Source organism: Pseudomonas sp. A6 (assembly GCF_052367875.1).
In the GTDB taxonomy this organism is placed as follows: Bacteria; Pseudomonadota; Gammaproteobacteria; order Pseudomonadales; family Pseudomonadaceae; genus Pseudomonas; species Pseudomonas citronellolis.
The window spans coordinates 826918-838597 of the sequence record NZ_CP198970.1; the positions used below are offsets into that span (position 1 = coordinate 826918).

The window sequence follows — 11680 nt, forward strand, 5'->3', positions numbered from 1 at the left end:
ACCATGCGCCATCGTAAAAGTGGTCGTCACCTGAGCCGCACCAGCGCGCACCGCAAGGCTATGTTCCAGAACATGGCTGTGTCGCTGTTCGAACACGAACTGATCAAAACCACCCTGCCCAAGGCCAAGGAACTGCGTCGCGTTGCCGAGCCGCTGATCACCCTGGCCAAGGAAGACAGCGTCGCCAACCGTCGTCTGGCTTTCGACCGTACCCGTTCGAAAGCTGCCGTAGGCAAGCTGTTCAACGAGCTGGGCAAGCGCTACGCCAACCGTCCGGGCGGCTACCTGCGCATCCTCAAGTGCGGTTTCCGCGCTGGCGACAACGCCCCCATGGCGTACGTCGAGCTGGTTGATCGTGCTGTAGGCGGCGAAGCGGTTGAAGCTGCTGAGTAAGGCGAAAGCCACTCATGAAAAACCGGGCCTTGGCCCGGTTTTTTATTGCCCGCTGGAAATGTATCTCGTTCCCTTCGGCCCATGATCTGCGCGTCTGGCAAGGCGCTATGGCGCCGGTGGGACTATCCTCGACTTGATGCGGATCATGGTCGTCGAGGCGCCAATTCTCTTCAATTCCTCATCGGACTCATGGAGCTGACTGATGCAAGGCCATGCTGAAGTAATCGACTACCTCAATACCCTGCTGACCGGCGAGCTGGCCGCGCGCGACCAGTACTTCATCCACTCGCGCATGTACGAGGACTGGGGCTTCGCCAAGCTCTACGAGCGCCTCAACCACGAGATGGAAGAGGAAACCCAGCACGCCGACGCCCTGATCCGCCGCATCCTGTTGCTGGAAGGCACGCCGCGCATGCGTCCCGACGATATCCACCCGGGCCGTACCGTGCCGGAAATGCTCGAAGCCGATCTCAAGCTGGAGCGCCAGGTGCGTGCGGCCCTGGCCAAGGGCATCGCGCTGTGCGAACAGCACAAGGACTTCGTCAGCCGCGACATCCTCAAGGTCCAGTTGGCCGACACCGAGGAAGACCACGCCTACTGGCTGGAGCAGCAACTCGGGCTGATCGCCAAGATGGGCCTGGAGAACTACCTGCAGTCGCAGATATGAGGTTTCGTCCGCAATGAAAGAAGCCCCTCGCGTCCGTCGGTCGCAGGGGCTTTTTTGTTTCCACCAGGCGCCGCCAAGGGGGGATTTCGGTGCTGTATTTCCGCTGTTCGGGAGGCTATCACGCACGGTTCTGGTAAGAGATAAAAACTATCGTGCCGTTGCTTTTCATAAATTGGTCCCTCCAGCGGAGCGGTACTAGTCTTAATCCACCGTCGGCAGCTGTCGACCAGACCGACCCGATGAGGACAAAGGAGAAAGCAATGTCGAATGAATCGAAATGCCCGTTCCATTATGTTGCTGGTGGCGGTACTACCAACGAGGACTGGTGGCCGAACCAACTGAAGCTGGACGTACTGAACCAGCATTCGGAAAGATCCAACCCGTTGGGTGAGAAGTTCAACTACCGTGACGAGTTCAAGAAACTCGACTACTCGGCCCTGAAGGCCGACCTGAAGCACCTGATGACCGACTCCCAGGAATGGTGGCCGGCCGACTGGGGCCACTATGGTGGCCTGATGATCCGCATGGCCTGGCACGCCGCCGGGACCTATCGTATCGCCGACGGCCGCGGCGGCGCCGGCCGTGCGCAACAGCGCTTCGCTCCGCTGAACTCCTGGCCGGACAACGTCAGCCTGGACAAGGCGCGGCGCCTGCTCTGGCCGATCAAGCAGAAGTATGGCCAGAAGATTTCCTGGGGCGACCTGATGGTGCTCGCCGGCAACGTGGCCCTGGAGACCATGGGCTTCCGCACCTTCGGTTTCGGCGCCGGCCGCGAGGATGTCTGGGAGCCGGATACCGACGTCAACTGGGGCGACGAAAAGGCCTGGCTGGTCCACCGTGACCCCGAAGCTCTGGCCAAGAACCCGCTGGCCGCCACCGAGATGGGCCTGATCTACGTGAACCCGGAAGGCCCGAATGCCAGCGGCGACCCGTTGTCGGCCGCGCCGGCCATCCGCGCGACCTTCGGCAACATGGCGATGAACGACGAGGAAATCGTCGCCCTGATCGCCGGTGGCCATACCCTCGGCAAGACCCACGGTGCCGGCCCGGCCGACAACGTAGGCGCGGCGCCCGAAGCCGCCGCCATCGAACAGCAGGGTATCGGCTGGGTCAGCAGCTATGGCTCCGGCAGCGGTGCCGATGCCATCACCTCCGGCATCGAGGTGGTGTGGACGCAGACGCCCACCCAGTGGAGCAACTTCTTCTTCGAGAACCTGTTCAAGTACGAATGGGAGCAGACCCGCTCGCCCGCCGGGGCGATCCAGTGGGTCGCCAAGGATGCGCCGGAGATCATCCCCGATCCCTTCGATCCGTCGAAGAAGCGCAAGCCCACCATGCTCACCACCGACCTGACGCTGCGCTTCGATCCGGAATTCGGGAAAATCTCGAAGCGCTTCCTCAACGATCCGCAGGCCTTCGCCGATGCCTTCGCCCGCGCCTGGTTCAAGCTGACCCACCGCGACATGGGGCCGAAGGCCCGCTACCTCGGCCCTGAAGTGCCGAAGGAAGACCTGATCTGGCAGGACCCGCTGCCGCCGGCCACGCACAACCCGAGCGCCGCGGACATCGCCGACCTGAAGGCGAAGATCGCCGAGTCCGGCCTGTCGATCGCCGAGCTGGTTTCCACCGCCTGGGCCTCGGCCTCCACCTTCCGCGGTGGCGACAAGCGTGGCGGCGCCAATGGCGCGCGCATTCGCCTGGCGCCGCAGAAGGATTGGGAGGTCAACAATCCGCAGCAGCTCGCCAAGGTATTGGCCAAGCTCGACGAGATCCAGCGGTTCTCCGGCAAGGCTTCGCTGGCCGACGTGATCGTGCTGGCCGGTAACGTGGGCGTCGAGCAGGCTGCCAAGGCTGCCGGCGTGAACATCGAGGTGCCCTTCGCACCGGGCCGCGCGGATGCCCGCCAGGACCAGACCGACGTCGAGACCTTCGAGGTGCTCGAGCCCATCGCCGATGGCTTCCGCAACTACAAGAGCGCCAATCCCGGTGCGTCCACCGAGGCACTGCTGGTCGACAAGGCCCAGTTGCTGACCCTGACCGCTCCGGAAATGACCGTGCTCGTCGGCGGCCTGCGCATGCTGGGGGCCAACTACGACGGTAGCGCCCATGGCGTGTTCACCGATCGGCCCGGTGTGCTCAGCAATGACTTCTTCGTCAACCTGCTGGACATGGGGACCGTCTGGGCGCCGGTGGACGGTTCCGCGGAGGTCTTCGAGGGCCGGGCCCGCAAGGGCGGCGAGCTGAAGTGGACCGCTACCCGTGCCGACCTGATCTTCGGTTCGCACTCGGTGCTGCGGGCGCTGGCCGAGGTCTATGCCAGTGGCGATGCCAAGGAGAAATTCGTCAAGGACTTCGTCGCTGCCTGGACCAAGGTGATGAACCTGGATCGTTTCGATCTGGCCTGATGTTCTTGGGCTGGGAAGAAAAGGCGCCGCTTTGGCGGTAGCAGTGGCCACTTGAAAGAGAATGCCGTTTCCCTTTTACGGGGAAGCGGCATTTTCATGTGGGTTGCCGGCTGCTTCGAGGCGCTTTTCGTCGGATGGGTTGAGCTTGCGAAACCCATGCGGCCATCGGTGATGGGTATCGCTTCGCTCAACGCCATCCTACGAAAAGCCACGCTCGCTCATGCGGTAGGAGCGGACTAGCCAGAGGTCGAGGCGCGGTTCGCGGATAAGATCCGCTCCTACGCCGCCCCAGGACATGACATTGCCATGTAGGAGCGCGCCCTGCGCGCGAAATCGCGGACGGAGTCCGCTCCTACGGTTCCAGGAAGCACGGGCGTAGGAGCGGACTTTGTCCGCGATTGGACTCACCGGCCCCCCCGGGCGCCCGGGGGCACGGACAGCCCCCTTCAGCAGTCAGGCCCGATCGCGCTCCAGCAGCGGCTTGAGGAAGCGCCCGGTGTGCGACGCTTCCATCTCCGCCACCTGCTCCGGCGTGCCGCTGGCGATGATCTGGCCGCCTTTGGAGCCGCCCTCGGGGCCGAGGTCGACCAGCCAGTCGGCGGTCTTGATCACGTCCAGGTTGTGCTCGATCACCACCACCGTGTTGCCGTGGTCGCGCAGGCGGTGCAGCACGTCGAGCAGTTGCTGGATGTCCGCGAAGTGCAGGCCGGTGGTCGGTTCGTCGAGGATGTACAGGGTCTTGCCGGTGTCGCGCTTGGACAGCTCGCGGGACAGCTTCACGCGCTGCGCCTCGCCGCCGGACAGGGTGGTCGCGCTCTGTCCCAGCTTGATGTACGACAGGCCCACGTCGATCAGCGTCTGCAGCTTGCGGGCGATGGCCGGCACGGCGTCGAAGAACGCGCGGGCGTCCTCGATGGTCATGTCCAGCACCTCGGTGATGCTCTTGCCCTTGTAGCGGATCTCCAGCGTCTCGCGGTTGTAGCGCTTGCCCTTGCAGACGTCGCAGGGCACGTAGATGTCCGGCAGGAAGTGCATCTCTACCTTGATCACGCCGTCGCCCTGGCAGGCCTCGCAACGGCCGCCCTTGACGTTGAACGAGAAGCGCCCCGGGCCGTAGCCGCGGGAGCGGGCTTCCGGCACGCCGGCGAACAGCTCGCGGATCGGGGTGAACAGGCCGGTGTAGGTCGCCGGGTTGGAGCGCGGCGTGCGGCCGATCGGGCTCTGGTCGATGTCCACCACCTTGTCCAGGTGCTGCAGGCCGTCGAAGGAGTCGTAGGGCGCGACTTCCAGGCTGGTGGCGCCGTTCAGCGCGGTGGCGGTGATCGGGAACAGGGTGTTGTTGATCAGCGTCGACTTGCCCGAGCCGGACACGCCGGTGACGCAGGTGAACAGGCCGACCGGGAGTTCCAGGTTGACGTTGCGCAGGTTGTTGCCGCGCGCGCCCTTGAGCTTGAGCAGCTGCTTCTTGTTGCGCGGCGTGCGCTGCGCCGGCACCACGATCTTCTGGCGGCCGGAGAGGTACTTGCCGGTCACCGAGTCCGGGTGGCTCATGACCTGCTCGGGCGTGCCTTCGGCGACGATCTGCCCGCCATGCACGCCGGCGCCGGGGCCGATGTCCACCACGTAGTCGGCGAGACGGATGGCGTCCTCGTCGTGCTCCACCACTATCACCGTGTTGCCCAGGTTGCGCAGGTGGGTGAGGGTGGCCAGCAGGCGCTCGTTGTCGCGCTGGTGCAGGCCGATGGAGGGCTCGTCGAGGATGTACATCACGCCCACCAGGCCGGCGCCGATCTGGCTGGCCAGGCGAATGCGCTGGGCCTCGCCGCCGGACAGGGTGTCGGCGCTGCGGTCGAGGGTCAGGTAGTCGAGGCCGACGTTGACCAGGAACTGCAGGCGCTCGCGGATTTCCTTGAGGATCTTCGCCGCGATCTCGCCGCGGCGGCCGGTCAGGGTCAGGCCGGCGGCGTATTCGCTGGCCTCGCCCACCGGCATCGCGGTGACCGCCGGCAGCGTCTTGTCGCCCACCCACACGTGGCGCGCCTCGCGGCGCAGGCGGGTGCCGTGGCAGTCCGGGCAGGGCTGGGTGCTGAGGAACTTGGCCAGCTCCTCGCGCACGGTCATGGACTCGGTCTCGCGGTAGCGGCGCTCCAGGTTCGGCAGGATGCCCTCGAAGGGGTGCGCGCGCTTGACGATGTCGCCGCGGTCGTTGAGGTAGCGGAACTCGACGTTCTCGCGCCCCGAGCCACCGAGGATGAACTTCTGGTGCTCGGGCGAGAGTTCCTGGAAGGGCACCTCCAGGCTGAAGCCGAAATGCGCGGCCAGCGAGCCGAGCATCTGGAAGTAGTAGACGTTGCGCCTGTCCCAGCCGCGGATGGCGCCCTCGGCCAGGGTCAGCTCGCCGTTGACCACCCGGCGCGCGTCGAAGAACTGCTTCACGCCCAGGCCGTCGCAGGTGGGGCAGGCGCCGGCGGGGTTGTTGAAGGAGAACAGCTTGGGTTCCAGCTCGCTGATGGAGTGGCCGCACACCGGGCAGGCGAAGCGTGCGGAGAAGATCATCTCCTCGCCTTCTTCGCCATCCATCGGTGCTACCAGGGCGATGCCGTCGGCCAGGTTGATGGCCGTCTCGAAGGATTCCGCCAGGCGCTGCTGCAGGTCGCCGCGGACCTTGAAGCGGTCCACCACCACGTCGATGGAGTGCTTCTGCTTCTTGTCCAGCTTGGGCAGCTCGTCCAGCTCGTAGAGCTTGCCGTCGACCCGCGCGCGGACGAAGCCCTGGGCGCGCATCTCGTCGAACACCGCCAGGTGCTCGCCCTTGCGCTCGCGGATCACCGGGGCCAGCAGCATCAGCCGGCGGCCCTCGGGCAGCGCCAGCACCTGGTCGACCATCTGGCTGACGGTCTGCGCCTCCAGCGGGATGTCGTGGTCCGGGCAGCGCGGGATGCCGACGCGGGCGTAGAGCAGGCGCAGGTAGTCGTAGATCTCGGTGATGGTGCCCACGGTGGAGCGCGGGTTGTGCGAGGTGGACTTCTGCTCGATGGAAATCGCCGGCGACAGGCCCTCGATGGTGTCGACGTCGGGTTTTTCCATCATCGAGAGGAACTGCCGGGCGTAGGCCGACAGGGATTCCACGTAGCGGCGCTGGCCCTCGGCGTAGAGGGTGTCGAAGGCCAGGGACGACTTGCCGGAGCCGGACAGGCCGGTGATCACGATCAGCTTGTCGCGTGGCAGGGTCAGGTCGATGTTCTTCAGGTTGTGGGTACGTGCCCCACGGATGAGGATCTTGTCCACAGCGGCCTCGCATGGCGGGCGAAAACCGTTGAGTATACGTTTCCCCGGCAGTACGCGGCAAAGTGGCGCGTCTGTGCCTCCGGGCGGCTGGGCTGCTAGAATGCCCGGCTATTTTTCGGCGTCGGCGGCAGCCGGCCATCCGGGAACGGATGGGCACGCCATTGCGGGGGCAAGAAGCACAGCCCGCTCCAGTCATTCCCCTGAGGGACTTATGCACGACACCCACACTGAGCGCATGAGTGGCACCGAAACCCGCGCGGCCGTCGGCCTTTCCCTGGTCTTCGCGTTCCGCATGCTCGGCATGTTCATGGTCCTGCCGGTCCTGGCCACCTACGGCCAGGACCTGGCCGGCGCGACCCCGGCGCTGATCGGCCTGGCCATCGGCGCCTACGGCCTGACCCAGGCCATCCTGCAGATTCCCCTGGGCACCCTGTCCGACCGCATCGGCCGCCGGCCGATCATCGTCGTCGGGCTGCTGGTGTTCGCCCTCGGCGCGGCCGTGGCGGCCAACGCCGACAGCATCTGGGGCGTGATCGCCGGGCGGGTGATCCAGGGCGCCGGGGCGATCTCCGCGGCGGTGATGGCGATGCTCTCGGACCTGACCCGCGAGCAGCACCGCACCAAGGCCATGGCCACCATCGGCATGAGCATCGGCGTGTCCTTCGCCGTGGCCATGGTCGCCGGCCCCGTGCTGACGCACCTGTTCGGCCTGCACGGGCTGTTCTGGTTCACCGCCGGCATGGCCCTGGTCGGCCTGCTGATGATCCTGTTCTTCGTGCCGACCCCGGACCACCGCCTGCAGCACCGCGAGTCCAGCGTGGCCGGCCAGGCGCTGCTGCCGACCCTGAAGAACGCCGAGCTGCTGCGCCTGGACGCCGGCATCCTGGTGCTGCATGCGATCCTCATGGCCAGCTTCGTGGCCTTGCCGCTGGCCCTGGTGGAGCGCGCCGGGCTGCCCAAGGAAGAACACTGGTGGGTCTACCTGACCGCGCTGCTGGTGGGCTTCTTCGGCATGGTGCCGTTCATCATCTACGCCGAGAAGAAGCGCCAGATGAAGCGCGTGCTGGCCGGCGCGGTAGCCACCCTGATGCTCTGCGAGCTGTTCTTCTGGGAATTCGGATACAGCCTGAAGGAACTGCTGTTCGGCATCATCGTCTACTTCACCGCGTTCAACCTGCTGGAAGCCTCGCTGCCGTCTCTGGTGAGCAAGGTCTCGCCGGCCGGCGGCAAGGGCACGGCGATGGGCGTGTACTCCACCAGCCAGTTCCTCGGCGCCGCCGTGGGCGGCATCCTGGGCGGCTGGATGTTCCAGCACGGCGGGTTGGACGGGGTGTTCATCGGCTGCGCCGTGCTGGCTGCCATATGGCTCGCGATTGCTGTTACCATGCGCGAACCGCCGTATGTAACGAGCATCCGCCTGCCCCTGTCCGATGAGGCGCTGGGCGATGCCTCGTTGGCCGAGCGTTTCAAGGCATTGCCCGGTGTGAGCGATGTGATGGTGGTCGCCGAAGAGGCCGCCGCTTATGTCAAAGTAGATTCCCAACAAGTGGATCGCACGTCCCTCGAACGCCTGGCAGGCGTCGAGCCGGCGACGTGCTGAAGCCTTTAGGAGAGCGTCATGGCCCGTGGGGTTAACAAAGTCATTCTGGTTGGTAACGTCGGTGGCGATCCGGAAACCCGCTACCTGCCCAACGGCAACGCGGTGACCAACGTCACCCTGGCCACCAGCGAGAGCTGGAAGGACAAGCAGACCGGCCAGCAGCAGGAACGTACCGAATGGCACCGCGTGGTGTTCTTTGGCCGCCTGGCGGAAATCGTCGCCGAGTACGTGCGCAAGGGCTCGCAGATCTACGTCGAAGGCAGCCTGCGCACCCGCAAGTGGCAGGGCCAGGACGGTCAGGACAAGTACACCACCGAGATCGTGGTAGACATCAACGGCAACATGCAACTGCTCGGCGGCCGTCCGGGCGCCGGTGGCGACGACGCCCCGCGCGCGCCGCGCGAACCCCAGCAGCGCCCGCAACAGGCCCCGCGCCCAGCGCCGCAACAGCAGGCCGCCCCGGCCCCGCAACCGGCCGCCGACTACGACAGCTTCGACGACGACATTCCGTTCTAAGCGTCGGACAGGTCCGAAAAAGCCCGGCATTCCCTTTGGGGATGCCGGGTTTTTTCATGCCTGCAGAGCGTCGGCTGTCTTGCCGTGCTCTTCGTAGGAGCGAGCTTGCTCGCGAACCGCTTCGGCACGGGATCTGTTCGCGAGCAAGCTCGCTCCTACGGGAAGCCGTGCCGGCTCGGCCTGCAATCCGCGCCGGGATGTCCGGCTATCGCGGACAAGGTCCGCTCGAGGAAACTCCATGCCTCACAGCAAATTGTAGGAGCGGGCCCTGCCCGCGATTTCGCGCGCAGGGCGCGCTCCTACATGGGAATGGCGTGGGTTGGGCAGCGTAGGAGCGGATCTCATCCGCGATCCGCTCCGGGACGTCCGGCTATCGCGGACAAGGTCCGCTCCTACGAGGAAACTCCATGCCTCACAGCAAATTGTAGGAGCGGGCCCTGCCCGCGATATCGCGCGCAGGGCGCGCTCCTACATGGGAATGGCGCGGGTGGGGCAGCGTAGGAGCGGATCTCATCCGCGATCCGTGCCGGGGTGTCCGGCTATCGCGGACAAGGTCCGCTCCTACGAGGAAACTCCATGCCTCACAGCAAATTGTAGGAGCGGGCCCTGCCCGCGATATCGCGCGCAGGGCGCGCTCCTACATGGGAATGGCGCGGGTGGGGCAGCGTAGGAGCGGATCTTATCCGCGAATCGTGCCGGAACCTCCGGCTATCGCGGACAAGGTCCGCTCCTACGCCCGCCGGCGAACACAACACCCGTAGGATGGGTTGAGCGAAGCGATACCCATCGCCATCGCCGCATGGGGTTCGCAGGCTCAACCCATCCTACGAAAGCGCCCCGGCGCGGTGGGCAAGACAGTTGCTCTCGCGTTCCCCGCGCTTTTCGCAAAAAACCTTTGCTGATTCGGCTGTTTCGTTAGCTGGCTAATTAAGTGATTCTGGCTCCGCCTTGATGCAAGTCAAACAACGGAGAAGAACCGATGAGCGTAGTTGTCACTGAGCGCGACGAAGACCACAAATCCCGCGAATTCCGTGCCCTCGGCCGGCGCTGCTGGGATGTGCACCAGCAGGGCCTGTTGGTCGGCGTGTTCCACAGCGAGCAGGAGGCCCACGCCTACCGCGAGAGCCTGGAGCAGGACGAGACGCGGCGCCATGCCCAGGCGGCGGAGCGCTTCTGAAGACCGACGGGGCCAGGCGCCGGCCTGGCCCCGCCGCCCGGCTCAGAAGTAGTAGCCGATGTTCAGGTTGGTGCGGAAGTACCAGTCGTTGCTGCCCGAGGAGGTGGTCGAGGTCCAGCCCGTGCCGTTCTCCGCGCCGCCCCAGGGGTTGGCGTTGCGCGCCCAGGTGAAGTCCAGCCAGGCCATCACCGGCAGGGCGAAGAACTGGATGCCGGCGGTGTACATCTGCGAGTCGTCCCAGCCGCTCTTGTCCTTCCACAGCCGGCTGTAGTCGTTGTACAGCTTCACCTTCTTCACCGGCCCCAGCCAGGGTGTGGCGAGGTCGTAGCCGACGTTGAGCCCGCCGATGCTGCCCTTGGCCGCCACCAGGAAGGCCGGGGTCAGGCCGTTGCCGCCCATGAGCACCGAATCGTCGCTGACGCCGCTGGGGTTCTTCGGGTCGTATTCGTAGCGGATCGCCTGGCTCGAGATCGTCCAGGGGCCGTTCTTGAACACCCCGTGGGCGCCGGCCGCCCAGAAGCTGCCGTTGTCGTCGGTGGTGGCGTTGTACAGCCGCGAGGCGGCCAGGGAGGCACCCAGCTCGTTGTTCCAGTCGCCGGCCTGGAAGCTGCGCGCCAGGCGCAGGTTGACCTGGTCGCGCTTCTCGTTGTCCTGGCGGCCGTGCAGCGCCGGGATGGCGTTGTCCTTGAGGTCCGCGTAGCGCCCGACTTCCGGGGCGTAGCGGATGCTCGACGGCAGCATGCGCGGGTAGTAGGCGGCCTGGAAGTCCCAGTCGCTGTCCTTGTAGCCGTACTTCAGGCCGGTGCCGGTATTCACGCCGAAGCCGAGGAAGAACGGGATGTGGTAGCTCCAGCCGAACTGCGGGTAGGGCAGCAGGCCGAAGGGCCTGGCCGGCGCGCCCACCTGCAGGTCGGAACGCTCGTCGAAGCGGTAGCCGAGGTAGGCGCGGTCCACCGCGCGCTTGTTGCGGTCCTGGAACCAGTAGCCGGCGTCGAGGCTGAACTGCTGGTAGCGGCCCTGCACGTCCAGGCGGAAGGTGTCGAACAGCCAGCGCGCCGGGCGGTTGATGCTGCTGTCCCAGTCCTCGTAGCGGTAGTTGGCGCGCAGCGCGCCGCCGACGTCCAGGCTGGCGTCGCCGTCCTCGCTGCGCCAGGAGATGTGCGGGAAGGGCTTGTTCTGCATGCCCTGGCTGATGGTCGGCGCCGGGCCGGGCTCGGTAGCGAAGAGCAGCGGAGCGTGTGCCAGCGCGAATGCGGCCAGCAGGGTGGGTCTCAACATGGAAGCGTCACCTCGGAAAAGGCAGCCTCGGAAGTGGGCCTGCAGGGCCGCACGCAGCTTCACGAAGGCTGGTCGTTTTTGTTTCTTGTATGAATCAACGTTTCAATTTCCTGCCCGAGGAGAAGAGCAGTTTCCATGCCATGGATAGGCGGCTGTTTTTCTATATATTTCCTATTTATATCAATGTGTTATGGGTGAAACGCGAGCGTTTGAACCACCCGTGAAACGCCCCCGGAGCGGTGTTACGCGGATGCCCAGGCGTGGGGGCGCGAGGGGCGAATCCGGTGCGTTGGGAAACGCCGGCAGAAACGCAAACGGCAGCCCGGGGGCTGCCGTTCTGCGCAAGGCGAGGGAAG

The 11680-nt window shown here is 65.6% G+C and carries 8 protein-coding genes; 6 read left to right on the forward strand and 2 right to left on the reverse strand.

The genetic code is table 11. The features are described from left to right. Positions 1 to 3 precede the first annotated feature (3 nt). The 3 genes from rplQ to katG all read left to right on the forward strand — a co-directional run bounded on the left by rplQ (position 4) and on the right by katG (position 3465). Positions 4 to 393: a 50S ribosomal protein L17 gene (gene rplQ / locus ACTWJ5_RS03820; RefSeq protein ID WP_009617183.1), complete on the forward strand. Its 390-nt coding sequence runs from the start codon at positions 4 to 6 to the stop codon at positions 391 to 393. A gap of 202 nt (positions 394 to 595) precedes the next feature. After that, positions 596 to 1060 carry a bacterioferritin gene (gene bfr, locus ACTWJ5_RS03825; protein WP_074985978.1) on the forward strand — a complete coding sequence of 155 codons (465 nt, stop codon included), beginning with the start codon at positions 596 to 598 and terminating at the stop codon, positions 1058 to 1060. A 260-nt stretch (positions 1061 to 1320) separates the two neighbouring features. After that, positions 1321 to 3465: a catalase/peroxidase HPI gene (katG, locus tag ACTWJ5_RS03830; protein ID WP_181926059.1), complete on the forward strand. Its 2145-nt coding sequence runs from the start codon at positions 1321 to 1323 to the stop codon at positions 3463 to 3465. 453 nt (positions 3466 to 3918) lie between these two features. Here the strand turns inward: katG and uvrA are convergent, their stop codons facing one another. Further along, positions 3919 to 6753, reverse strand: a complete 2835-nt coding sequence (gene uvrA / locus ACTWJ5_RS03835) for an excinuclease ABC subunit UvrA (RefSeq protein ID WP_074985982.1) — start codon at positions 6751 to 6753, stop codon at positions 3919 to 3921. Positions 6754 to 6964: 211 nt separating this feature from the next. On the opposite strand from uvrA, the gene ACTWJ5_RS03840 reads away from it, so the two are divergent. The 3 genes from ACTWJ5_RS03840 to ACTWJ5_RS03850 all read left to right on the forward strand — a co-directional run bounded on the left by ACTWJ5_RS03840 (position 6965) and on the right by ACTWJ5_RS03850 (position 10046). Further along, a complete protein-coding gene (locus tag ACTWJ5_RS03840) occupies positions 6965 to 8353 on the forward strand; it encodes an MFS transporter (protein WP_444437482.1) in 1389 nt (462 codons plus the stop codon). Between the two features lie 18 nt (positions 8354 to 8371). Next, complete coding sequence (gene ssb, locus ACTWJ5_RS03845; protein WP_249917947.1) at positions 8372 to 8869, forward strand: single-stranded DNA-binding protein; 498 nt, start codon at positions 8372 to 8374, stop codon at positions 8867 to 8869. A gap of 979 nt (positions 8870 to 9848) precedes the next feature. Next, entirely contained in the window at positions 9849 to 10046 is a 198-nt protein-coding gene (locus ACTWJ5_RS03850) for a hypothetical protein (RefSeq protein ID WP_043273424.1), read from the forward strand. Positions 10047 to 10088: 42 nt separating this feature from the next. Here ACTWJ5_RS03850 and ACTWJ5_RS03855 read toward each other — a convergent pair whose 3' ends face one another. After that, positions 10089 to 11324, reverse strand: a complete 1236-nt coding sequence (locus ACTWJ5_RS03855) for a hypothetical protein (protein ID WP_444437483.1) — start codon at positions 11322 to 11324, stop codon at positions 10089 to 10091. Positions 11325 to 11680 lie beyond the last annotated feature (356 nt).